The following is a 23,266-nucleotide window of genomic DNA, read 5'->3' on the forward strand; positions in this document are numbered from 1 at the left end:
AGCCGACTGTGTCCTTTGACACGGTCGGCCCCGGTGTTCATAACGTTTCGGCAGAGGAATCGGGTGGTATGGCCACGCGTCGCGGTCAACCGGTGTCGCTGCGTCCACAAAGGCCCCGTCTTTTGACGGGGCTCGCTCTTTATGACCGTTTTATCTAGGGCTTACATCACTCGGAATCCCCGCACTCCCATGTTTGGACGAGCGCAGGACCACGTGCTGGAATGCCTGAACTGCCCAATAGTCAAAGACGTACTCATCAGTCGAAGGCGAACTGGGCTCTGAGAGACTGCGGCACAACGTAGGTGCCGACCCCTCCGAGAGGTTGTTGGTCGAGTGAGGCGAAGCAAGAACGGTCCCGAGCCGTCGGCCCGGGGCAACTTCACCCCGCCGCCGCGCGGAGCGGCGCCCGCCCCTGTGCCCGGATCCGAACCAACGGCTGCCCCGGCGCCGAGCGGTGGTCGGCTGTCCCCCCGTAACTGGCGGGTGCCGACCAGGCTGAACGCGATCCTGCTCATACCCGTGCTGGTCGGCCTTGTCATGGGCGGCTTCCAGGTGAAGAGCTCGATCGACACCTGGACCGAGGCGGAGAACGCCGAGAAGACCGCGCGCCTGGTCCAGGCCGCGCTCACCTACGGCGACGCCCTCTACACCGAGCGGGACACCACCGCCGCCCCCCTCCTGGAGGGCAAGGGCGAGGACGACAAGACGGTCGTCGCCGCCCGCAAGGCCACGGACGACGCCGCGGACGCCTTCGACGAGGCCGCCCAGAACATGCCGCAGACGGCGGGCCTCCAGCGCCGCCTCCAGCTGTTCCGCGACGGCGAGGCGGGCCTCCAGGCCCTGCGCACGAACGCCTACACCAGCCGGCTCAAGGGCGTGCAGACCGAAGAGGGCTACGTCCAGGTCGCGCACCCCCTGATGGAGTTCGCCAACGAGCTCGGCCTGGGCACCGGAAACATCACCAGCTACGGCCGTACCGTCTACGCGATCGCGCTGACCAAGGCGTCCCTGTCGCTGGAGCGCGCCATCGGTATGCACCTGCTGATCGCCCCGGGCCCCAAGCCCACCGACCTGGGCGCCCAGCGCACCGCGCTCACCTCCTACGCCTACCTCGAGGGCATCGCCATCGAGGAGTACATCGGCGGTGGTACCGAGGCCGACGCCGCGAAGCTGAAGTCGCTTCAGGCGCAGGCCCTCACCGACGGCAAGACGATGGCCCAGGACGCCGCGAAGCAGAACCCGAACTACGTGCCGGCGCCGACGACCGACACGGCCGAGTTCGTCAAGCTCGTGGGCAGCATCTCCTCCACGGACGCGGCCGAGCGCCAGACGCTCGCCGCCAAGGGCGTCACGGCCAACAACTGGTGGGCGTTCAACACCCTCAAGTACAAGACCTACCGGACCATCGAGTCCGACATGGCCGACAAGGCGGTGAGCGAGGCCGCGAGCATCGCCGACGACGCCAAGCGTGACGCCTTCATCACCGGTGCCGCCGTGGTCGTCGCCCTGCTCGCCGCGTTCATCCTGGCCGGCATGGTGGCCCGCCAGATGTCCCGGTCCATGCGCCAGCTGCGCAACGCCGCCTTCGGCATCGCCGAGCAGCGCCTGCCGATGCTGGTCGACCAGCTCTCGCGCACCGACCCCGGCCGCGTCGACACCCGGGTGCAGGCCATCCCGATCAACTCGACCGACGAGATCGGCGAGGTCGCCCGTGCCTTCGACCAGGTCCACCGCGAGGCCGTCCGGCTCGCCGCCGAGCAGGCCCTGCTGCGAGGCAACATCAACGCGATCTTCACCAACCTGTCGCGCCGCAACCAGTCGCTGATCGAGGGCCAGCTGACCCTGATCACCGACCTGGAGAACAACGAGGCCGACCCGGACCAGCTGGAGAACCTCTTCCGTCTGGACCACCTCGCGACCCGTATGCGCCGCAACGGCGAGAACCTCCTGGTCCTCGCCGGCGAGGAGCCCGGCCGCCGCTGGGACCAGCCGGTCCCGCTGGTCGACGTGCTGCGCGCCGCCTCCTCCGAGGTGGAGCAGTACGAGCGCATCGAGCTCTCCGGCGTCCCGGAGGCCGAGATCCACGGCCGCGCCGTGACCGACCTCGTGCACCTGCTCGCCGAGCTCCTGGAGAACGCCACCACGTTCTCCTCCCCGCAGACCAAGGTCCGCGTCACCGCGACCCGTCTCCCCGACGGCCGCGTGATGATCGAGATCCACGACAAGGGCATCGGCCTCACCGCCGAGGACTTCGCGGACATCAACCACAAGCTGGCCAACCCGCCGACCGTGGACGCCGCGATCTCGCAGCGCATGGGCCTGTTCGTGGTCGGCCGGCTGTCCGACCGGCACGGCATCCGCGTCCAGCTCCGCCCCTCCGGCGAGCAGGCCGGCACGACCTCGCTGGTCATGCTGCCCGACGCGATCACCCACGGTGGCGGTGGCGAGCAGCAGGCGCCGGTGGACGAGTTCACCGTCTCGCAGATCATCCCGGAGCAGCAGCAGTACCAGGGCGAGGACTTCAACAACGGTCTGCCCATGCGTACGGCCGCCGAGCTGGGCTTCGACGACAGCCGCTACAGCACCGAGATCCCCGACGACATCCGTGAGCTGGACCCGGTGGGCCGCTCCCTGATGCGCGAGGAGCGCCGCGCGGCCCTGGAGGCCCAGGCGCACCCCACGGAGCCCGGCCAGGAGACGCCCGCGGCCCCGGCGTACGGCAACGAGTTCGACGCCCGTCCGGCCGCGTACGACAACGGCCAGAACGGCTACCAGGAGCCCGCCGCGTACGAGGAGCAGCAGTCGGCGTACGCCGACCCGCAGCGCACCGCGTACGAGGAGCCCCGCCAGCCGGCGTACGACGAGCAGTACTACGCGCCGAACGGCGGCCTGCCGCAGGGCGACACCTTCTCGTCGAACGGCGGCGGCTACCCCGAGCCCACGTATGCGGAACCGGCCCAGGAGGAGTCCGCGGCCGTCCACGGCTCCGTCCCGGAGTCCTTCCCGGCCTTCGAGGAGCGGCGCTACCAGGACGACTGGCCGCAGCAGGACGGCTACCAGAACGGCTACCAGGACCAGTACGCTCCCGAAGCGGAATCCGCGCAGGCCGCTGACGTGAGTGAGCGGGACCACGTAGGCTTCGACCGTCCCGGTCCGGGCCCGTCGGCCGTCCACGAGCTGACCGACTCCGGCCTTCCCCGTCGCGGATCGGGCGGTGGCGCGCGGAACGGCACGAGCAGTGCCAACGGCACGGCCGGCACCACGACCGACATGTTCGGTACGCGGTCCGTGACCCCGCAGCCGACGCCCTCCGCACCGGAGAGCAACGGCAGCAGCAGCAACGGAACCGGCAACGGCGACTGGCGCTCGGCCAACGACGCGCGCTGGCAGCAGGCTTCGGCGCTCAAGAAGCCCAAGGCGGGCGGGGTCACCTCCTCCGGCCTGCCGAGGCGGGTACCCAAGGCCAACCTGGTCGAGGGTGCCGCCGAAACCACCCCCCAGGGGGGCCCACAGGTCTCCCGCGCTCCCGAGGACGTCCGGGGCAGGCTGAGCAACCTGCGCCGCGGGGTCCAGCGGGGTCGAAGCGCAGGAAGTGAAACGAACGGCCAGGGCCTCGGTCCTGACAGCACCTACAACCAGGAGCGTTAGTGTGAGCCCGATGAGCCAGGCGGCACAGAACCTGAACTGGTTGATCACCAACTTCGTGGACAACACCCCCGGGGTGTCTCACACGGTGGTGGTCTCCGCCGACGGACTCCTTCTGGCGATGTCCGAAGGGTTTCCGCGCGACCGCGCCGACCAGCTTGCGGCCGTCGCGTCCGGTCTGACCTCGCTGACCGCGGGCGCGTCCCGCATCTTCGAGGGCGGCGCCGTGAACCAGACGGTTGTGGAGATGGAGCGGGGATTCCTCTTCATCATGTCCGTATCCGACGGTTCCTCGCTCGCGGTCCTGGCCCACCCGGAGGCGGACATCGGCCTCATTGGGTACGAGATGGCCCTTCTGGTGGACCGTGCCGGTACGGTCCTGACGCCCGATCTGCGTGCGGAGCTCCAAGGGAGCCTGCTCAACTAACAGACAGACGGTGCGTTTTGGCGTCCCGGGGCCGTAAGGTTTCGGGACGCGGCTCCACAGTGATGCGGTGCCCGGCACAGTCGGAGGAGGAGAGAAAGTGGCAACACCCCCAGGCGGTTCATCGTCGGGCAATTGGTCGTACGGTCCCGGACAGGGCCAGAACGACGGTGCCCAGAACCCGAACCGTTACAACTTCCCCTCCGCACCCAGCCAGCGGCAGCCGTACGCCCCCCAGCACCCCCAGGGTCCCGGGCCGTCGCCGTACGACCAGCCGCCGGCGCCGCGCATCCAGCCGGTGCAGCCGCAGCGACGCTCCCCTGAGCCGGCGCCCGCAGGGGCGTCGAACAACCCCTTGGTGCGCCCGTACGCCATGACCGGCGGCCGGACGCGCCCCCGCTACCAGCTCGCCATCGAGGCGCTGGTGCACACCACCGCGCAGCCGCACCAGATGCAGGGCCAGTTGCCCGAGCATCAGCGGATCTGCAACCTCTGCCGGGAGATCAAGTCGGTAGCCGAGGTCTCGGCGTTGCTGACCATTCCTCTCGGTGTGGCCAGGATCCTCGTCGCCGACTTGGCGGAGGCAGGACTGGTCGCGATCCATCAGCCCGGCGGCGACGAGAACGCCGGCGGCCAGCCAGACGTGACACTGCTCGAAAGGGTGCTCAGTGGACTTCGCAAGCTCTAGCGGCGGTCCTTCCCGCTCCACCACCTCGGCGAAGATCGTGGTGGCGGGTGGCTTCGGCGTGGGCAAGACCACGTTCGTCGGGGCCGTTTCGGAGATCAACCCGCTGCGCACCGAGGCCGTGATGACGTCCGCGTCGGCCGGCATCGACGACCTCACCCACACCGGGGACAAGACCACCACCACGGTGGCCATGGACTTCGGCCGTATCACCCTGGACCAGGACCTGATCCTGTACCTCTTCGGTACGCCCGGTCAGGATCGCTTCTGGTTCATGTGGGACGACCTGGTGCGCGGCGCGATCGGCGCGATCGTGCTGGTGGACACCCGGCGTCTGGCCGACTGCTTCCCCGCGGTCGACTACTTCGAGAACTCGGGTCTCCCCTTCGTCATCGCCCTCAACGGCTTCGACGGCAACCAGCCGTACAACCCGGACGAGGTCCGCGAGGCGCTGCAGATCGGCCCCGACACCCCGATCATCACGACGGACGCCCGCCACCGCGCGGACGCGAAGTCGGCGCTGATCACGCTGGTCGAGCATGCGCTGATGGCGCGCCTGCGCTAGCAACACTCCGACGCGACAACGCGATACGGCCCCTGCGCTTCCCGACTCCGGGAGGCGCGGGGGCCGTTGTGCTGGGTGTGAAGGACAGGCCCTGAAGGACAGGCCCTATCCGACCAAGGTCTCGAAGCCTGCACTGCCGCAGTAGGACACCGCGCGGTCCTCGGCGCCGGCATCGCCACGGATCGCGTCGACGGTGTCGTCGAGAATGCGGGTGCCACCGATCTCCAGACCGGCCCGGTCGAGCCTCCTGGCGGCCGCGATGACCGTACGACCCAGTGATTCGCTGGGGTGCTCCGCGTCCTGCCAGGCTCCCAGCTCGGTGCAGTAGTCCTGCTGCCGGTTCTTGTCCTGCTCCGGGTTGCCGGACGAACAGCCACCCATCACAACGGCGGCGATGACAACTGCCACCGCCAGCCGGGCTGTTCGTACGTTCTCACGGCCGTATCGCATGCACGGATCCTCCCCTGAGTCACCGCATCAGAGTATGGCGGGCCGTGAACTGCCCCAGCCGGGGGCCTGGTGACCACGCAGAGGGCCCCGCCCTCCCAAGGGAGAACGGGGCCCTTCTCTGTGTCGCGGTGGGGCTCAGTGCCAGCTGTGCGGGGCTCGGAAGCCGCCCTCGCGCTCCAGGCGGCGCCAGCCTGCCTTGGGGTGGCGACGGTCCGGGGTCTCGGCGGGCTGGGCGGCGGCGCGGGCGAGGAGGACGGCCGTGATGGCGGCGACTTCCTCGGGGTCGGCGTGGCCCTTCTCGACGCGGATGTCAGGGGTGTTCATAGGTCACAGTCTCCATGAGAGAGGTTTCCGCAGCGGTACCTGTGGGTTACTGCGGGGGGTTGCCGTGCTTGCGGGACGGCAGGTCGGCGTGCTTGGTCTGGAGCATCGCCAGGGACTTGATGAGGACCTCGCGCGTCTCCGCCGGGTCGATCACGTCGTCCACCAGGCCGCGTTCGGCCGCGTAGTACGGGTGCATCAGCTCGGACTTGTACTCCTTGACCATCTTCTGCCGCATGGCCTCGGGGTCCTCGGCCTCGGCGATCTGACGGCGGAAGATCACGTTGGCCGCGCCCTCGGCGCCCATCACGGCGATCTCGTTCGTCGGCCACGCATAGGTCAGGTCGGCGCCGATGGACTGGCTGTCCATGACGATGTACGCACCGCCGTACGCCTTGCGCAGGATCAGCGAGATCCGCGGCACGGTCGCGTTGCAGTAGGCGTAGAGGAGCTTCGCGCCGTGGCGGATGATGCCGCCGTGCTCCTGGTCGACACCCGGGAGGAACCCGGGGACGTCCAGGAAGGTGACGATCGGGATATTGAAAGCGTCACACATCTGGACAAAGCGCGCAGCTTTTTCCGACGCCTCGATGTCCAGGACGCCCGCGAGGGACTGCGGCTGGTTCGCCACGATGCCGACGACCTGGCCGTCCAGCCGCGCCAGGGCGCAGATGATGTTGCGGGCCCAGCGCTCGTGGACTTCGAGGTAATCGCCGTCGTCGACGATCTCCTCGATGACCTTGGCCATGTCGTACGGCCGGTTGCCGTCGGCGGGCACGAGGTCCAGCAGAACGTCCCCGCGGCGGTCCGGCGCGTCCGTGGACTCCACGCGCGGCGGGTTCTCACGGTTGTTCTGGGGCAGCAGCGACAGGAGGTAGCGCACCTCCGCGATGCAGGTCTCCTCGTCGTCGTACGCGAAGTGACAGACACCGGACGTCTCGGCGTGCACATCCGCGCCACCCAGGCCGTTCTGGGTGATCTCCTCGCCCGTCACCGCCTTGACCACGTCCGGGCCGGTGATGAACATCTGGGACGTCTCACGGACCATGAACACGAAGTCCGTCAGCGCCGGGCTGTAGGCCGCGCCACCCGCGCACGGGCCCAGCATCACGGAGATCTGCGGGATCACCCCGGACGCCTTGGTGTTGCGCTGGAAGATGCCGCCGTACCCGGCGAGCGCGGAGACGCCCTCCTGGATACGGGCACCCGCGCCGTCGTTCAGCGAGACCAGCGGCGCACCGGCCGCGATGGCCATGTCCATGATCTTGTGGATCTTGGTGGCATGGGCCTCGCCCAGCGCACCGCCGAAGATCCGGAAGTCATGGGCGTAGACGAAGACCGTGCGGCCCTCCACCGTGCCCCACCCGGTGATGACACCGTCGGTGAACGGCTTCTTGGCCTCCAGACCGAAGCCGACCGCGCGATGCCGGCGCAGCTGCTCGACCTCCTGGAAGGAACCCGCGTCCAGCAGCAGCTCGATGCGCTCCCGTGCGGTCAGCTTGCCCTTGGCGTGCTGCGCCTCGGTCGCCTTCTCACTCGGTCCGGCCAGTGCCTGGGCACGGATCTCGTGCAGCTCGGCCACTCGCCCACGGGCGTCCGTCGGCTCACTCGGCGCGTCATCCAAAACGGTCATGTAGTGACCTTACGAAGCCTCGCAAGGAAACCGGGCCGTCGACTCCGTACAGTCTCCGGCCCGTTTTCCTGGTAGCCCTGAACAGAACCTGAGCGGCATGCAGCCGTTCCGACTGCTCAGGGGGCATCCGGGTTGTAGGGGTCGAACAAAGCAGTCAGGCGAGAGCCACCTCACATTCGTGCGTGGCGCATGCCCTCCCTGGAGTGACACGGAGGCGCAGACGGCGGCCCGTGGCGAGGATCTCGACCGCGTCGTCAGCCCTCAGGACGGTGCGTACCGGGTGGTCCCAGGTGATCTCCAGGGGCTCGCCCGTGCGGGGCGGCTCGCTCACGCAGAGGGTAGCGGCGCGGCCCCGGCGCCGGACCAGCACGCTCGCGCCCGCGGAGGCGGTGAGCGGCCCCGCCGTCCCGGCCTGCCAGAAGTTGACGGCCGTCAGGCCGAGGGAGGGGATCCTGACCCCCTGCCGGGTGGCGTCGTTGGCGAGGACCGACATCCGGTGGCGGTCGGCGGCCCGTGCGGCGGTCTCGTGGCGGGTGGCGCCGGGCAGCAGGACATAGACGTACGAGGCGTCGACCGGGTCGGTGCCGTGGTCGAGCCAGAGGGTCTGCCAGCGGCGGGTGGCCTGTTCCGTCGTACTGGTGGTGTTGATGTCGGACCAGGCGCCGGTGCGGTCCTCGCGCAGGGCGCGGAGTTCGCCGTACGGCACCACGTAGCCGCCGTGGCCTTCGAGGTGGGCCCAGCCGTGGCCGCGTACCAAGGCCTGGGTGCCGTTCTCCCCCAGGTTGCGGTTGTCGACGACCGTCTCGACCGGGACGCCGTCGGCGCAGGTGATGCCGGCGCCCAGGCAGATCACCGCGTCGTCGGCGCAGAACCATGACGCGCGGGCCTGGAGGGTGGAGCCGAGGCCCTTGAGGTGCTGGCCGATCGCCGCGTACTCGCCGTCGGTCACACCCCCGACCCACCGCACGTCGGGCTTGGGCTCGCCCCACTCGCCGCCGGCCTTGTCGGGGAGGCGGCGGGTGGAGACGGTCGTACCGGGGAGGCGGTACCAGTCGACCGTCGGCCAGTACCAGTCCGTGTACTGGTCTCCGTTCCCCTCGGCCCACCAGGAGAGCATTCCGGCTCCCGTGTGCCAGCCTCGCGGGTTCTCGCCGTTGCCGCATTCGTAGGACGCGATGCGGTCGCTCGCCATGGCGATGTTCGCGACGAAGCGGGGCCGGCGGTGGACGGCCCGGTCCATGGCAGCGAAGAGGTGGTGGCCGAGGGGGGCGGGGGTGGCGGGGATCGGTGATTCGGCCACCGCTTGGAGCCGGGCCAGGTCGGCGATTCCGAACTGACGTGCCGTCAAGATCGGTGTGACGGTGTCCCGTTCGATCCAGTCCTTGATACGGCCGTACCAGCGCTGTCGTTCCAACGGGCTTGCGCCGGCCGCGAGGAGGGCGATGGCGGCGATGACGCCCTGGCCGTGGAAGTGGTCGCTGCGCAGGACGTGCCGGTCGTCGCTCTTGAGATAACCCCGGCTGATGGCACGACCGTTGACGCTGTCCATCATCAACCCGTCGTGGATCAGGGGCGCGTAGGCGTGCTCGACACTGTCGAGGACGATCTGCCGGGCGGGGTCGGTGACCTCCCACGCGGAGCCGGCGAGCAGGGCGAAGAGGCGGCCGAGGCCGTCCAGCAAAACCTGCCCGTAGGTCCCCGAGTAGGCGACCCAGGTGTGCTGCACGAAGGAGCCGTCGGCGTAGAGGCCGTCGCCCTGGGTGACGTACGGGAAGACCGGTGAGAGCGCGTCGCGGGCGAGGCCTGTCCGGCGGATCAGGTCGCAGGAAACGGACGGTATTTCTTCGATGCCGGTGAGCGGGGTCTGGTGCGTCGAGCTGCAAGGCGGAGGAGGGCGGCGACGCGGAGCGTCGACAACCGACGACAACGCCGCAGATCGGCGTGCCAGACCCCGCGTCTGCGACAGGATCCGCCGGACAGGCCCCAGGGGCGATGCGGTCGGGTGCGCGGCCGAGGATGCCGCGCAGGGCGACGGAGCGGCACAGGTCGACGCGGTTGGCGCCGGTGGAGGTGCCGGAGTAGTCGGTGAGCATCGTGTCGGGGATGAAGTGGTCGACGGCCGCGCAGGCTTCCTGTCTCCGGGCGTCCGTGAGGTGTTCGTGGAGGGCGGCCACCAGGTCCATGAGCAGGCGGGGGCTGCCTATCTGCCATTCCCACCAGTTGCCGTAACGGGTGGTGGAGGGGTTGTAGACCGTGGCGGAGAGGTGGTCGAGCCCGCGCAGGACGTCCGCGAGGAGGGTGTCGTCGCCGGTGGCGCCGGTGCCGGGCTGGACGTAGGCCTGGGCCATGGTCCACAGGCGGCTGTAGCTCTGGGTGATGCCGGAGGGCGGGTCGTAGGGGCGGTCGGGCCACAGGGAGGTGGGGGCGGGGGCCATGGCGGCGCGGAAGGCGCGGGCCAGTGTGCCGGTCTCGGCGAGGCGGGAGGCGTACGGCTCGGCGGTGGGGTCGTAGCCCTCACCCAGGGAGAGGGCGAGCCAGCGGCGGCGGAGGTCGGCGTAGGGGTCGGGGTCGGCGGCCCGGCTCACCGAGGTGCTGGTGGCGACGAGGGTCGCCGCGAGTAACAGGGCCCTGCGGGTGAGTCTCATGGAAGCGCCGTGACGTGGGTTCATGCCTTGGGCATCTACCACCTCAGCGTATTCGCGCCAACACATTGCGGATGATGTTGAAACTTGAATGGAATAGGTCTACCGTCGTCCGTGTTGAGTAGTTCAACGTTCAACTTACTCACTCCAAAGGAGCACACCATGGCGAACACCGACCTGACCGCCCTGACCGGTGACTACACGATCGACACGGCCCACTCCACGATCGGTTTCACCGTCCGTCACGCCATGGTCACCAACGTCAAGGGGAAGTTCCTCGACTTCAGCGGCTCGCTGCACCTGGACGGCGGCGACCCGTCCGCGTCGTCGGCCTCCATCGACGTCAAGATGGACAGCATCGACACCGGCTCCGCCGACCGCGACGGTCACCTCAAGAGCGCGGACTTCTTCAAGATCGAGGAGTTCCCGACCATGACCTTCCGCTCCACCAAGGCGGAGTCCCTGGGCGGCGAGGACTACCGCATCACCGGTGACCTGACCATCCTCGGCACCACCAAGCCGGTCAGCATCGACCTGGAGTTCAACGGCGCCGCGAAGGACCCGTTCGGCAACGAGCGCGTCGGCTTCGAGGGCAAGGCGGAGATCCTGCGCTCCGAGTGGGGCCTGACGTGGAACGCCGCGCTGGAGACGGGTGGCGTGCTGGTCTCCGACAAGATCAAGCTGAACTTCGACATCTCGGCGATCAAGAACGCGTGAGCCTTCGGCGAAGGCGCCGGTGAGCAGATCCGGGCTCACCGGCGCGTCGTCGGTTCCATGGTGCCGCCGTCGGTCCTGCGGACGGTGCAGACGGCGTAGTGGGTGCCTGACGTCCAAGGGCCCTGGCTCGACCAGGAACCGGCTTTGTGGGCTGCGGGTTCGAAGCAGTCGCGTGAACCGTCCGCCCCCAGCACCAGGCAGGCGGTTCGCCGTCCCGCGGGCTGGAAGGTGTCCGGGCTCGGGATCACGGCGAACCCCCGTACATCGGCGAGCTTCTCCCGGACCGCCCTCGTCAGCCGCTCGCACTTCCGCGGCCCGTCCCGACGCGCCTCGGCCGCCGTCCCGGCGGGGACCACGGCGAGGACCTGGCCGTCGGGCGCCTCGCCACCGCAGCGGAGCGGTGACGGTCCCAGTACGACCCCGCCGACCACGCTCCGGTTCGGCTTCCTCGTAGCCCCTTCGAACAGGGACGTCGGCCACCTCGGCCCCGGTGAACGGCACCCGCGGACCCGCGGACCGCAGCGGGATCCCCAACAGCCCCGCGACCAGGCCCGCCACCTGGGGGACCGCCCCCAGCGTGGCCAGGACCGCGGGTGCGCGGACGCCGAAGGCGACCGCCGCGTACGCCCCCTGATCTGGCCGCTCGCTCCGAAGAGAAGGGCCGTCGTCGCGCCGATGGCGGCACGGAGGACGGCCAGGCAGGCGTGCGCGGCCAGATCCAGGTACTGCCGCAACGGCAGTGGCCCGTGATGGTGCGGCATTCCGACTCGGCGGAGGGAAGGGGAGCGGACCACGGACGGCGCGGGACAATTGCGGTACAGAGTGCGACGGTTGCAGTAGTCGACGTACGGCGTCGTTAATCCCTGCGCGGGACCGGGTCGAACGAGTAACCTGCCCGCGTGTCCAGCCCCGAGGCGTCCAGACTCCGGCCACCGGCTCTCCGGTGGCTGCTCGTGACGCCGGGCTGACAGGCCCCGCTCCGCGCTGCCCGGACGGCCGGTACTTCGTGCCGTGTACGTCTTCTTCTGCTTCGGGTTGCGGAGTTCCTTCATGCCGTTTGCTCTGTTCCTGCTGGGCGTCGCCGTGTTCGCCCAGGGGACGTCCGAGTTCATGCTGTCCGGGCTGTTGCCGGACATCGCCCGTGAGTTGCGCGTGTCCGTCGCGGACGCGGGCGCGCTCACCTCTGCCTTCGCCGTGGGGATGGTGGTCGGCGCGCCCCTGATGGCCGGGCTCGCCCGGCGCTGGTCACGGCGGGGCGCGCTGCTGGGGTTTCTGGTCGTCTTCCTCTGCGTGCACGTGGTCGGTGCGCTGACGAGCAGCTTCGCCGTACTGCTCGTCACGCGGGTCGTGGGGGCGCTGGCCAACGCCGGGTTCCTGGCCGTCGCCCTGGTGGCGGCCGTCGACATGGTGCCGGCGGACGCCAAGGGGCGGGCGACCTCGACGCTGCTGGGCGGGGTCACCCTGGCCTGTGTCGTGGGGGTGCCCGCGGGCGCCCTGCTCGGTCAACTCTGGGGCTGGCGTGCGGCGTTCTGGGCGGTCGCGCTCCTGTCCGGTCCGGCCGTGGTGGCCGTGGCCCGGTCCGTACCGGGCGGTCCCGTCCGTCAAGCTCCTGCGCTGGGCGGTGAGTTGAGGGCGCTGCGCGCTCCCCGGCTGCTCGTCCTGCTGCTGCTCGGCGCGCTGGTGAACGGGGCGACCTTCTGTACGTTCACCTATCTCGCGCCCCTCGTCACCGAGGTCACGGGGCTGGGCGACGGAGGGGTGCCGGTGGTGCTCGCGCTGTTCGGCCTGGGGGCGTTCGGCGGGGTACGGATCGGCGGGCGCCTCGCGGACCGGCGGCCGGTGGCCGTCGTGGGCGGGGGCGGTGCCGCCCTGTGCCTGGGCTGGGTCGCGCTCGCGCTCGGCGCCGAGATCCCGGCTGTGACGCTCGGGCTGGTGGTCGTGCAGGGCGCGCTCTCCTTCGGCGTCGGGTCCACGCTGATCTCCCGGGCCCTGTACGCGGCGCCGGGCGCCCCGACCCTGGCCGGGGGGTGCGCGACGGCCGCCTTCAACGTGGGGGCCGCGTGCGGGCCTTGGCTCGGCGGTACGGCGATCGACGCCGCGTTCGCAGGTGAGGGCGGGTACCGGGCGCCGCTGTGGGTGAGCGCGGCGCTGGTGGCGCTGGCCCTGGTGACGGGAGCCGGGGCCCTGGCGGGCGTACGGCGGAAAGGGCGCGCGGGGCAGGGGGTTCACCGCGCATCATGAGCCGTATGACCGTCGACCGCGGCGCCGCCGCCTCCGCTCCCGGAACCTGGGTCCTCGTCGCCTCGTACGAGAACGTCGCCGGATGCCTCCCTCCCCTGGCCGCGGTGCGCGCTTGACTGCGTGAACGAGGCGTCGACTGGATGCCGTTCGCCGGCGCGGAGGTCCGCTGGGATCTCGCGTGCGGGCCCGGTGCGGACGGGCGGTGGCACGGCTGGTTCGCGGTGTACGTCGACGGCGGGGCGGCGCGGCGGCTCGGGTTGCATCCGAGCCGACCCTCCTCCGTCGTCGACGGGCCCTCGCCGCCCGCCTGGTGGCATGCCGCCGGGGAGCGGTACGGGCGGCGGTGGCCGCTCCCGCCGGCCCCGGTCGGCGTGAACCGGCCCGGCACATGTGAGGATCCGTCGATTACGGCACCCGCGCCGGGCGTGGCTCGCTAACTTCCCGGAATCATGGAGCGTGAAGTGGCGGACACCGGTGTCCGCGAGCAACGTCAGATCGGCGCCGTGGGCTGCGGGGCCCGCGGTACCGGGTGCTTCCTACGCGTCGCCGGGTTCTTCGCGGCGATGGGCGGGGCCGGGCATCTGCGGGCTCCCTCGGTCTACGACTACGGCCATCCCGGGAACGCGATCTGGACGGGACTGCTGATGATCGCCGGGGGAATGGCGGCGGTCGTCGCGGGATCACGGCTCGCGCGGCACGGGCGTCGGCACACGGCCCGGGTGCTGGAGCGGCCGGAGGAGCTGCCGGACCGGAAGTTCACCCTGTATCTGCGCCCCTTCGACGTGGACCACACCCTGAACAAGGTGATGCAGGCGCCCCGGGCGAGTCTGCGTGAGCGGGTCACCCACACCAGCGGGCGGACGTTCGAGGAGGCGCTGGCGCGTGGGCTGCGGCGCCGGTTCGGGCGGGTCGTCGCCGTCGGGAAGCCGGGCGAGCGGCTGCCGTTGCCCGGAGCCGACCGGTTCTATCTGCCGCTGGCCGAGTGGCAGGCGCCGGTCAGCGGGCTGATCGGGCGGGCCCGTGTCGTCGCGCTCGTGACCGGTGCGAGCGCGGGCACGCTGTGGGAACTCACCGAGTGCATGCGGCTGTTGCCGCCGGAACGGCTGCTGCTGCTCGTCTTCTCGGACGAGATGGAGTACGAGGCGTTCCGCGCCGCCGTCCCCGCGGCCTTCGAGGAGCGGTCGCGGGAGCTGGCCCGCGAGGGTTCGGCGCCGTTGCGGACGCCCGTCTTCCCGGCATATCCGCCGCTGCACAATCCTCAATCCCTCGTCCGCGGAACGGGACTTCAGGGACTCATTCACTTCGACGCCGCCTGGCAGCCGACGTTCACACGCTGCGACTACACCCGTTTCTGGACGCTCACGCTCATGGGGCGGCAGATGAAGATGGACCGGCGTGTCGTGCGGCCTGTGCTCCGGCGGCTGGCGGAGGCGACGGCCGGGCCGGAAGCCGACACCACAGGCGATCGTGGCCGAATCACACCCCTTGCCTGAGGTCTCACAGCGTTCTCATAATCCACCGACAGATTTGACTTGCTCATGCCATCCGATGGGCACTTCTTTGCTGTCTCTGTGATCCGAGCACTTCCACCCCCCACGGAAGGCATCACGTTGAAGAGACTCCTCACGGCCCTCAAGAGAGGCGCCGTCCTCGGCGCCGCCGCCCTCGCGATCGCCAGTCTCCAGCCCGTCTCGGCCGCGCAGGCGGCTCCCGCGCCCGTCGTCGGCGGGACCCGTGCCGCGCAGGGCGAGTTCCCGTTCATGGTCCGGCTCTCCATGGGCTGTGGCGGGGCGCTCTACACCCAGCAGATCGTGCTCACCGCGGCCCACTGTGTGAGCGGGTCCGGGAACAACACGAGCATCACCGCGACCGCCGGGGTCGTCGACCTCCAGTCCACCAGCGGGCGGGTCCAGGTCCGTTCCACCAAGGTCCTCCAGGCGCCCGGGTACAACGGCACCGGCAAGGACTGGGCGCTCATCAAACTGGCCCAGCCGATCAGTCTGCCGACGCTGAAGATCGCCACCAACGCGCAGTACAACACCGGGGACTTCACCGTCGCCGGGTGGGGTGCGGCGCGTGAGGGCGGGGCGCAGCAGCGGTATCTCCTCAAGGCCACGGTGCCGTTCGTCAGTGACGCCACGTGCAGGGCGTACGGCGGGTCGTACGGTGGGCTGGTCGCGAGCGAGGAGATCTGCGCCGGGTTCGCCTCCGGCGGGGTCGACACCTGTCAGGGTGACTCCGGGGGGCCGATGTTCCGGAAGGACAGCGCCGGGGCCTGGATCCAGGTCGGGATCGTCAGTTGGGGCGAGGGGTGCGCTCGGCCGAACGCGCCCGGTGTGTACACCGAGGTGTCCACGTTCGCCTCGGCGATAGCGTCGGCGGCGTCGACGCTCTGATTCCGACGGCTTTCGCGTCTCGTACGGCCTCCCGCGGGTCCGGCATGTCGAGTGCCGGGCCCGCAGGGGTGCACGCCGGGCTCTTTCTCGCCCCCGCCGCCCCTACCCGTCCCATCCCTGGGGGCTGCCGCCCCCAGACCCCCGCTTCGGCCCCGAAAGGGCCTCGTCCTCAAACGCCGGACGGGCTGGGTCTCAGAACCCGCCCCCGAAGTCCCCTCCCCCGCCGAAGTCGCCGCCGTCTCCTCCGCCGAAGCCTCCGCCGAAGTCGTCCGAGTCGAAGTTCGCGCCTGAGACGTCGCCGCCCTCGTAGCCCCCGGGGCCACCGAAGTCGCCGTAGCCGGTGCCGTAGTCGGATGCGTAGGCCGGGGTCGCCATCATGCTGCCGAGGACCGTGCCGACGAGGAGGCCGGGGAGGATGCCGCCGCCGAAGTAGCCGCCTGCCCAGGGGCCGTAGGCCGGGCCCGCGTCCCAGTAGGGGCGGCGGCCCGCGTCCGTGTCGACCTCGCGCATGACCGGGTCGCGGCCGTCGGCCAGACGGGTCGCGTCGGCGGCGCAGACCGGGACCTCGCGCGGGGCGCCGGACGGGGGTGTCCAGGTGGCGTCGGTGACGGACGGGCCGTGACGGGGGTCAAAGAAGCAGGGCGCCCGGCGTTCCGGCAGGGGCCTGCCCTCTCTGCGGGCCGCGAGTTGGGCCAGGGAGAAGCGGCCTTCCTCCAGGGCCTGGGTGACCGCGCGTACCTCTTCCGGCCGCCGTACCTCCGCCATCAGGGTCTTCGCCTGTTCGTAGGCGTCCAGCGCGCGCTCGTAGTCCGCGCGCATCGCGTCGTCCGCGCCCCGCTCCGCGGGGTGGAAGTCGAGGCGGTCCAGTTCCTCGCCGAAGGCGGTGATGTCCTCGTCGACCACCACCCGCAGCTTCTCCAGCGCCGCCCGCTGCTCCTCCTCGTGCCGCCGCCGGTTGCGGCGGACCAGGGCGTAGCCCCCCGCTCCGCCGGCCACCAGCACCGCGCCCAAAGTGATCAGCGCGCCCGTCGGGACGCCGCCGTCCGAGGAGGAGGAAGAGGAGGAGGAGTTCCAGCTCGCCGGGGCCGATCCCCCCATGTTCGTCAGAGCGCTGTTGGTGAAGTCGCTCAGCTGGGACCGGGTGTCCTCGCCCGCGACCGTGGTGACGAGGTTCTGTACGGCGGAGCGCGGCAGGACCGTGGAGTCGGCCCGGGCGTCGAACGCGTCGCCCAGGCGGATCGCGTAGAGCCCGGTGATGCCGGTCGCCGTGCGCAGCTTGGTGAAGAGGTTCTGGGTGGGGTAGCCGGCGGGCAGGACCGCGATGAAGAGCGGTTTGTCGGCGTTCTCGATCTGGTCGGCGAGGGTGGTGGCGTCGGCGGTGGGCAGCTGGTCCGACGCCGCCGGGTCCACGTAGACGGGGCTGTCGCGGAGCGCCTCGGCGATCGTCGAGACGCTCGTGGCGGCGGCCGCGGGCGGCGCGGGGGCCACCCACAGCACGGTCAGGGCCGCGAGCGCCAAGGCCGCTGCCAGTCTGAGGAGGCCTCGGGTCCGAGGAGCGGACTTCATACTCCGACGCTACCCGAAGCCTCCCAAACCGGGACATCCATGCAGGTCAGCTCGCCCGGTACGCGGCCAGCAGGCTCTCCACCGCCTTTCCGTACCGTCCGGTCAGGAGCAGGTGGTCCGCCTCCGCGAAGGGCTTCGCCGACGCCGCCGTGACCGGCCGCTGCTGGACGATCAGCCTCGCCTTGGTCACCAGGGCGCGGCCCGTCTCGTCCGCCCCGGCCCTCTCGGCCACCGCCGCCGCGACGGCGAGCGCCTTCAGGGTCGTGGCACCGCCCTCAGGGACCCTGGTCAGGGTGGTCAGACCCCAGCCGTACGGGAACTGCGGGTCGTACGTCGGGTCGCCGACGTTGATCGGGAGCTGGGCCTCCGACTTCGGCCAGGTGACGGGGAGTTGGCCGGTGAAGGGCCGCTTGCCGTAGAGCACGTCGGCGACTCCGGCGCCCTCGGTGCCGGGCAGCCAGGACGCCACCAGCGCGTCGATCGTGCCGAGCCGGTCGCCGATGAGCTGCGGGCGGCCGGAGACGATCAGCACCGCGCACTTCATGGCCGCGCACACCTTGTCGACGGCGGCCCGGTCGGCCGGGGACAACTCCAGGTCGTTGCCGTTGCCGACGTCGCCTACGCCCTCGGCGTAGGGGGTCTCGCCGACGACGACCACACCGACGTCGTGGCCGGCCGTGGGCGCGGAGGCGTCCTTGGAGTACGTCACGTCTCCCCCGGCGCCGCGCAGACCCTCCAGGATCGTCGTCCCGGGGACGATGTCACCTGAGGAGCCCTGCCAGGTGACCGTCCAGCCGCCGCTCTGGTTGCCGATGTCATCGGCGTTGGAGCCGGCGACGTACACCTTCTGGGACTTCTTCAGCGGCAGCACACCGCCCGCGTTCTTCAGCAGCACCTGCGACTCGGCCGCCGCCTGCCGGGCCACGGCGCGGTGTTCCGCGGAACCGATCTTCGCCGCGCCGCTGGTGTCGGCGTACGGCTTCTCGAAGAGCCCCAGCTTGAACTTCTGGGTGAGGATGCGGGATACGGCGTCGTCCACGCGGGTCTCGCTGACCCGTCCCGCCTCGGCCTCCGCCACCAGGCCGGTGCGGAAGTCCTTGTAGGCGTACGGGGCCATCACCATGTCCACGCCCGCGTTCACCGAGGTGCGGATGTCGCTCGTGTAGTCGCCGGGGATCTGGTTGATGCCGTCCCAGTCGCTGATGACGAAGCCGTCGAAGCCCATGCGGCCCTTCAGCACGCCGTTGATCATGTCGGCGCGGGCGTGCATCTTGACCGGGCCCTGTCCGTCACCGATGACGTCCAGGGAGGAGTACGACGGCATGACCGTGCCCACGCCGCGGTCGACCGCCGTCTCGTACGGGGCGAGGTGGACCGCCTCCAGCTGCTGCCGGGTGACGGTGGTGACGCCCTGGTCGATGGTGTAGGTGCCGGTGGTGGAGGAGCCGTAGGCGGTGCCGCCGTCGCCGACGAAGTGCTTGGCGGTGGCGAGGACCTTGTCGTCGTCCTTCAGGTCCTTGCCGTTCGCGGCGCCTTGGAGGCCCTGGATGACCGTCTCCATGGACTCGACGAGGGCCGGGTCCTCGCCGAAGGACTCGTAGGAGCGGCCCCAGCGTTCGTCGCGGGTGACGCAGAGGCAGGGTGCGAAGTCCCAGGGGATGCCGGTGGCGCGGACCTCGGCGGCGGTCACCGCGCCGGTGCGCTGGGCGAGTTGGGGGTCGCGGGTGGCGCCGAGGCCGATGTTGTGGGGCATGACGGTGGCGCCGACCAGGTTGTTGTGGCCGTGGACGGCGTCGACGCCGTAGACCAGGGGGATCTGGAACCTGGTTGCCTGGGCGCGGAGTTGGAAGGAGTCGATCATCTTCGCCCAGGCCTCGGGGGTGTTGGGCGTGGGGGTGGAGCCGCCGCCGGACAGGAGCGAGCCGAGGGCGTACGTGGCGATGTCGCCGCCCGCTCCGACGGCTCCGCGCTCGGCCTGGGTCATCTGGCCGGCCTTCTCGGCGAGGGACATCCGGGCGAGGAGATCGGCGACGCGTGCCTTGATGGGCAACTTGGCGTTCAGATACGGCAGTCCGTGGGCGTCGATCACGATCTGCGGCGTCTCGTCGGGGGCCTTGGCGCCGGTGACGGTGAGTTTCAGCGGAATGGTCTCGGCGTTCTCGGCGGCCTTGTCCTTGAGGGTGCGGACCTGGATCGTCCGCGTGGTGCCGGAGGCCGTACCGGCGGGGAAGGTGAGGGTGCCGGAGACGGGGACGTAGTCCTTGCCGGGGTCGGCGGGCGTCTCGTACGCGACCGTCACGGGCTCCTCGACGGGTGCGGAGCCGGTGGTGGCCAGGGTGACCTCGACGGTGGCGGTGCCGCCTTCCTTCACCGGATACACGGGGGCGTCGGTGAGGACGGAGGCACGCCGGGACTGGTCGGCCCTGCCGTACAACTCGACGCCGTCCATGGCGAACTGCCCGGGCGCGCCGACCGGGAGGGTGAGCGCGTACCCCCAGGTCTCGGTGAGGCCGAGGACGTGGTCGATGCCGCCGACGGGCTGGTAGTCGGTGCGGTAGGCGAAGTCGGTGAAGGGGATCTCGATCTGTTTCCAGCCACTGAAGTCATCGGTGAAGGAGGTCGTCCAGAGTTCGGAGGCCTCGCCGTTGGCGCCGCCGTCCTTCAGCTCGAAGGCGATCTTCTTGCCGTTGTTCTGACCCTCCCACCAGAAGCGGATCCCCTTGTGGGCGGACCAGTCGTGGGCGGGCTCGGCGAAGGCGAAGTCGTGGGTGAAGCCGCCGTAACCGCTGATGTCGTAGCTGCCGGAGAGGACCTGGTCGCCCTCGGGGGCGTCGGCGCGTGCCGCGAGCCGCAGCGTCGGCGGGTCGTCGGTGTCGCTGCCCCAGGTGAACAGGCCGCCGTCCGGCGGGTTCGCGAAGGGCACCTCGCCCTCGAAGCGGTCGACGGGGACCGGGGCGGGATCGTCGGCGGCCTGTGCGGCCAGCGCCGGCAGCAGGGCCGCCAGCAGGGTGGCGGAGGTGAGCAGGGCCGTTCTTCGCATGGAGCGTCCCCCTTGGCCGGCGTGGCTCTCGTCGTCCACGTCCACATCAATCCACTCATGACTTACCTCACGGCGTGAGTTAACTGGGGGCGCGCAAGGCCGTCAAGGCATCGCGTCAGCCATTCGGCCCCGCGGGACCCAGCCACAACTCTCGTTGCGGCCAGGCGTGTTGTACGACCGCAACAGGACCGGTGTCGAACGGTGGTCGTACCACCGGCCGTGGCGTGATGTCGTCGGTACGCCGACGGAGGGGGCGGGGCATGCGACGTGCGGGGCTGGTGGCGGTGGGGGTGACGGTCGGGGGGCTGCTGCTGGGTGGGTGCGGTCCGGCGCATCACTCCCTGATCGGCGTCTGGCTGGACACGGACGGCCGGGCGATGGCGCGGGTGCGGCCGTGCGACGGCGACCAGTCGGGCAGCGTGCGCCTGCGCGCCTACCCGGACGAGCGCGAGGGGGGTCGTGGGCGCCGGGGTCACCAGGCCGTCAACGGCTGGTCGGCAGCGGCCCTGCCCGCGCTCGCCGACACCACGTTCCCCCTCTTCGCCCCACCCGACGCCTGGCACCCGGACACCGTCGGCCCCCAGCGCCTCCTCTCCAACGCGACCTACGGCCTGGAGTTCACGGCGTACGAGCACGAGGACTTCGTGGACTACGTCGGCGAGGTCACCTTCAGCACGGATGACCTGGCCGGCCTGGAGCGCGATGAGGTGTGGGCGGACGGACGGGCGATGAGCCGGGAGGCCTTCGACGAGTTGGTGGGGGACGCGTGTTGAGGCGGCGGGTGGGGGTGGTGGGCGCGGTGGTGGGGGCGCTGCTGTTGAGCGGGTGCGGCGCGGAGGTGCTGCCGCTGGTCGCGGTGCGACTGGACGCGGCCGGGACGGCGGAGGCGGTGCTGCGGCCGTGCGGGGACGACCTGGTCCAGGGCCTGTCCCTGAGCGGCACGACGGCCGGGGAGGCCGACTCGGACTCCGCCCGCGACCGCTCCGGCTGGCGGGCGCCAGGTCGGCTGCGCCCCGACGACGCCGAGTTCCCCCTCTTCTCCCCGCCGGGTGACTGGCACGTCAGTCCGGCGGGAGAGCAACGGCTGGTGCCGGGATACACGTACGAACTCGCCTTCGGGAAAGCTGAGTTCAACTACGAGTACACCGGCATCGTCACCTTCACCGCCGACGACCTCTCCGCCCTGCGCCCCGGCCAGGTCTGGGCCGACGGCCGCCCCATGAGCCTCGGCGAGTTCGAGGGGCTCGCCGAGGACTCCTGCTGAGCGGGACTACTCGGCGGGGGTGACGCCGGCGCGGAGGAGGCCGTAGGTGTACGCGTCCTCCAGGGCCTGCCAGGAGGCGGCGATGACGTTCTCGGCGACACCCACCGTGGACCACTCGCCCGCGCCGTCCGACGTGGAGATCAGCACGCGGGTCGTGGACTGGGTGCCGTGGACGCCCTCCAGGATGCGGACCTTGTAGTCGACGAGGTCGAGCTTGGCCAGCTGGGGGTAGATCTTCTCCAGGGCCACGCGCAGCGCACGGTCGAGGGCGTTGACCGGGCCGTTGCCCTCCGCCGTGGCGACGATCCGCTCGCCCTTGGCGAAGAGCTTGACCGTGGCCTCGTTGGCGTGGCTGCCGTCGGGGCGGTCCTCGACGATCGCGCGCCAGGACTCGACGCCGAAGTACTTGAGGGGCTTGCCCTCGACCTCGCCGCGCAGGAGGAGTTCGAAGCTCGCGTCCGCCGCCTCGTACGTGTAGCCCTTGAGCTCACGCTCCTTGACCCGCTCCACCACCCGGCCGACCAGCTCGCGGTCGCCGCCGAGGTCGACGCCGAGCTCCTTGCCCTTCAGCTCGACCGAGGCACGGCCCGCCATGTCGGAGACCAGCATGCGCATGGTGTTGCCGACCAGCTCGGGGTCGATGTGCTGGTACAGGTCCGGGTCGACCTTGATCGCGGACGCGTGCAGGCCGGCCTTGTGGGCGAAGGCCGAGACGCCGACGTAGGGCTGGTGGGTGGAGGGGGTGAGGTTGACGACCTCGGCGATGGCGTGGCTGATGCGCGTCATCTCACGCAGCTTGCCCTCCGGCAGCACCTTCTTGCCGTACTTCAGCTCCAGGGCCGCCACCACCGGGAACAGGTTGGCGTTGCCGACCCGCTCGCCGTAGCCGTTGGCCGTGCACTGGACGTGCGTCGCGCCGGCGTCGACGGCGGCCAGGGTGTTGGCGACCGCGCAGCCCGTGTCGTCCTGGGCGTGGATGCCGAGGCGGGCGCCGGTGTCGGCCAGCACCGTCGAGACGACCGCCTGGACCTGGGCCGGGAGCATGCCGCCGTTGGTGTCGCAGAGGATGACCACGGAGGCGCCGGCCTCCGAGGCCGTCCGTACGACCGCCTTCGCGTACTCCGGGTTGGCGCGGTAGCCGTCGAAGAAGTGCTCGCAGTCGATGAAGACCCGGCGGCCCTGCGCGACCAGGTACGACACCGTGTCGCGGACCATCTCCAGGTTCTCGTCCAGCGTGGTGCGCAGGGCGAGTTCGACGTGGCGGTCGTGGGACTTGGCGACCAGCGTGATCACCGGAGCGCCGGACTCCAGCAGCGCCCTGACCTGCGGGTCCTCGCTCGCCTTGGCTCCGGCCCTGCGGGTCGCGCCGAAGGCGACCAGCTGGGCGTTCCTGAACTCGATCTCCGCCTGCGCGCGGGCGAAGAACTCGGTGTCCCGCGGGTTGGCGCCGGGCCAGCCGCCCTCGATGAAGCCCACGCCGAAGTCGTCCAGGTGCCGTGCGATGGCCAGCTTGTCCGCGACGGTGAGGTTGATGCCCTCCCGCTGGGCGCCGTCGCGCAGGGTGGTGTCGAAGACGTGGAACTGATCGTCGAGTTCGCTGGTTTCGGTCATGGTCTCAAGGCTCCTGAGGATTGGATCTCGGTCGTACCGGAATGACCGGCTCCACCGCCCCCACAT

The 23,266-nt window shown here is 70.6% G+C and carries 17 protein-coding genes and 2 pseudogenes; 10 read left to right on the forward strand and 9 right to left on the reverse strand.

The window, feature by feature from the left end; translation table 11 throughout:
* Positions 1–333: 333 nt before the first annotated feature.
* The 4 genes from OG885_RS14090 to OG885_RS14105 all read left to right on the forward strand — a co-directional run bounded on the left by OG885_RS14090 (position 334) and on the right by OG885_RS14105 (position 5,319).
* Positions 334–3,648: a nitrate- and nitrite sensing domain-containing protein gene (locus OG885_RS14090; protein WP_405730845.1), complete on the forward strand. Its 3,315-nt coding sequence runs from the start codon at positions 334–336 to the stop codon at positions 3,646–3,648.
* Positions 3,649–3,658: 10 nt separating this feature from the next.
* On the forward strand, positions 3,659–4,072 hold the full coding sequence (locus tag OG885_RS14095; protein WP_003993185.1) for a roadblock/LC7 domain-containing protein: 414 nt from the start codon (positions 3,659–3,661) through the stop codon (positions 4,070–4,072).
* A gap of 97 nt (positions 4,073–4,169) precedes the next feature.
* A complete protein-coding gene (locus tag OG885_RS14100) occupies positions 4,170–4,757 on the forward strand; it encodes a DUF742 domain-containing protein (RefSeq protein ID WP_405730847.1) in 588 nt (195 codons plus the stop codon).
* Positions 4,738–5,319 (forward strand): ATP/GTP-binding protein, encoded by a 582-nt coding sequence (locus OG885_RS14105; RefSeq protein WP_026248371.1) that lies wholly within the window; start codon positions 4,738–4,740, stop codon positions 5,317–5,319. The genes OG885_RS14100 and OG885_RS14105 overlap by 20 nt, the downstream gene beginning before the upstream one ends.
* Positions 5,320–5,424: 105 nt before the next feature.
* Here the strand turns inward: OG885_RS14105 and OG885_RS14110 are convergent, their stop codons facing one another.
* The 5 genes and pseudogenes from OG885_RS14110 to OG885_RS14130 form a co-directional block, all read right to left on the reverse strand.
* Entirely contained in the window at positions 5,425–5,769 is a 345-nt protein-coding gene (locus OG885_RS14110; protein ID WP_405730849.1) for a hypothetical protein, read from the reverse strand.
* 135 nt (positions 5,770–5,904) lie between these two features.
* Positions 5,905–6,093: an acyl-CoA carboxylase subunit epsilon gene (locus OG885_RS14115; protein WP_405730851.1), complete on the reverse strand. Its 189-nt coding sequence runs from the start codon at positions 6,091–6,093 to the stop codon at positions 5,905–5,907.
* Between the two features lie 46 nt (positions 6,094–6,139).
* Complete coding sequence (locus tag OG885_RS14120) at positions 6,140–7,723, reverse strand: acyl-CoA carboxylase subunit beta (RefSeq protein WP_405730853.1); 1,584 nt, start codon at positions 7,721–7,723, stop codon at positions 6,140–6,142.
* A gap of 154 nt (positions 7,724–7,877) precedes the next feature.
* Positions 7,878–9,524: pseudogene (locus OG885_RS14125) on the reverse strand (polysaccharide lyase 8 family protein); the annotation flags it as partial.
* 187 nt (positions 9,525–9,711) lie between these two features.
* Positions 9,712–10,368, reverse strand: a pseudogene (locus OG885_RS14130) (lyase); the annotation flags it as partial.
* Positions 10,369–10,527: 159 nt separating this feature from the next.
* On the opposite strand from OG885_RS14130, the gene OG885_RS14135 reads away from it, so the two are divergent.
* Positions 10,528–11,082 carry a YceI family protein gene (locus tag OG885_RS14135; protein ID WP_405730855.1) on the forward strand — a complete coding sequence of 185 codons (555 nt, stop codon included), beginning with the start codon at positions 10,528–10,530 and terminating at the stop codon, positions 11,080–11,082.
* Between the two features lie 35 nt (positions 11,083–11,117).
* On the opposite strand, the gene OG885_RS14140 is transcribed toward OG885_RS14135, so the two are convergent.
* Entirely contained in the window at positions 11,118–11,513 is a 396-nt protein-coding gene (locus tag OG885_RS14140) for a hypothetical protein (RefSeq protein WP_405730857.1), read from the reverse strand.
* 619 nt (positions 11,514–12,132) lie between these two features.
* On the opposite strand from OG885_RS14140, the gene OG885_RS14145 reads away from it, so the two are divergent.
* From OG885_RS14145 to OG885_RS14155, 3 genes are all read left to right on the forward strand, one after another.
* A complete protein-coding gene (locus OG885_RS14145) occupies positions 12,133–13,323 on the forward strand; it encodes a Cmx/CmrA family chloramphenicol efflux MFS transporter (RefSeq protein WP_405730859.1) in 1,191 nt (396 codons plus the stop codon).
* A 449-nt stretch (positions 13,324–13,772) separates the two neighbouring features.
* Positions 13,773–14,816 (forward strand): hypothetical protein, encoded by a 1,044-nt coding sequence (locus OG885_RS14150; protein WP_405730861.1) that lies wholly within the window; start codon positions 13,773–13,775, stop codon positions 14,814–14,816.
* A 117-nt stretch (positions 14,817–14,933) separates the two neighbouring features.
* Positions 14,934–15,719 carry a serine protease gene (locus OG885_RS14155; protein ID WP_399966477.1) on the forward strand — a complete coding sequence of 262 codons (786 nt, stop codon included), beginning with the start codon at positions 14,934–14,936 and terminating at the stop codon, positions 15,717–15,719.
* A 192-nt stretch (positions 15,720–15,911) separates the two neighbouring features.
* On the opposite strand, the gene OG885_RS14160 is transcribed toward OG885_RS14155, so the two are convergent.
* A complete protein-coding gene (locus tag OG885_RS14160; protein WP_405730863.1) occupies positions 15,912–17,285 on the reverse strand; it encodes a hypothetical protein in 1,374 nt (457 codons plus the stop codon).
* Positions 17,286–17,331: 46 nt separating this feature from the next.
* Positions 17,332–20,325 (reverse strand): glycoside hydrolase family 3 N-terminal domain-containing protein, encoded by a 2,994-nt coding sequence (locus tag OG885_RS14165; protein WP_405730865.1) that lies wholly within the window; start codon positions 20,323–20,325, stop codon positions 17,332–17,334.
* A gap of 260 nt (positions 20,326–20,585) precedes the next feature.
* Between OG885_RS14165 and OG885_RS14170 the strand changes: the two genes are divergently transcribed.
* Together OG885_RS14170 and OG885_RS14175 are read left to right on the forward strand one after the other, a co-directional pair.
* Positions 20,586–21,098: a hypothetical protein gene (locus tag OG885_RS14170; protein ID WP_405730867.1), complete on the forward strand. Its 513-nt coding sequence runs from the start codon at positions 20,586–20,588 to the stop codon at positions 21,096–21,098.
* Positions 21,092–21,589, forward strand: coding sequence for a hypothetical protein (locus OG885_RS14175; RefSeq protein ID WP_405730869.1), 498 nt, complete (start codon positions 21,092–21,094; stop codon positions 21,587–21,589). Before OG885_RS14170 ends, OG885_RS14175 begins: the two co-directional genes overlap by 7 nt.
* Positions 21,590–21,595: 6 nt before the next feature.
* Here the strand turns inward: OG885_RS14175 and cimA are convergent, their stop codons facing one another.
* Positions 21,596–23,200, reverse strand: a complete 1,605-nt coding sequence (gene cimA / locus OG885_RS14180; RefSeq protein WP_405730871.1) for a citramalate synthase — start codon at positions 23,198–23,200, stop codon at positions 21,596–21,598.
* Between the last annotated feature and the right edge of the window lie 66 nt (positions 23,201–23,266).

It is taken from the genome of Streptomyces sp. NBC_00028, from assembly GCF_045041065.1.
In the GTDB taxonomy this organism is placed as follows: Bacteria; Actinomycetota; Actinomycetes; order Streptomycetales; family Streptomycetaceae; genus Streptomyces.

Bases quoted from the DNA above. Each gene is read 5' to 3' on its own strand.
- OG885_RS14095 (WP_003993185.1), top strand. From the start codon at position 3,659: ATGAGCCAGGCGGCACAGAACCTGAACTGGTTGATCACCAACTTCGTG.
- OG885_RS14165 (WP_405730865.1), bottom strand. From the start codon at position 20,325: ATGCGAAGAACGGCCCTGCTCACCTCCGCCACCCTGCTGGCGGCCCTG.
- OG885_RS14135 (WP_405730855.1), top strand. From the start codon at position 10,528: ATGGCGAACACCGACCTGACCGCCCTGACCGGTGACTACACGATCGAC.
- OG885_RS14170 (WP_405730867.1), top strand. From the start codon at position 20,586: ATGCGACGTGCGGGGCTGGTGGCGGTGGGGGTGACGGTCGGGGGGCTG.
- OG885_RS14145 (WP_405730859.1), top strand. From the start codon at position 12,133: ATGCCGTTTGCTCTGTTCCTGCTGGGCGTCGCCGTGTTCGCCCAGGGG.
- cimA (WP_405730871.1), bottom strand. From the start codon at position 23,200: ATGACCGAAACCAGCGAACTCGACGATCAGTTCCACGTCTTCGACACC.
- OG885_RS14150 (WP_405730861.1), top strand. From the start codon at position 13,773: ATGGAGCGTGAAGTGGCGGACACCGGTGTCCGCGAGCAACGTCAGATC.
- OG885_RS14110 (WP_405730849.1), bottom strand. From the start codon at position 5,769: ATGCGATACGGCCGTGAGAACGTACGAACAGCCCGGCTGGCGGTGGCA.
- OG885_RS14115 (WP_405730851.1), bottom strand. From the start codon at position 6,093: ATGAACACCCCTGACATCCGCGTCGAGAAGGGCCACGCCGACCCCGAG.
- OG885_RS14120 (WP_405730853.1), bottom strand. From the start codon at position 7,723: ATGACCGTTTTGGATGACGCGCCGAGTGAGCCGACGGACGCCCGTGGG.
- OG885_RS14160 (WP_405730863.1), bottom strand. From the start codon at position 17,285: ATGAAGTCCGCTCCTCGGACCCGAGGCCTCCTCAGACTGGCAGCGGCC.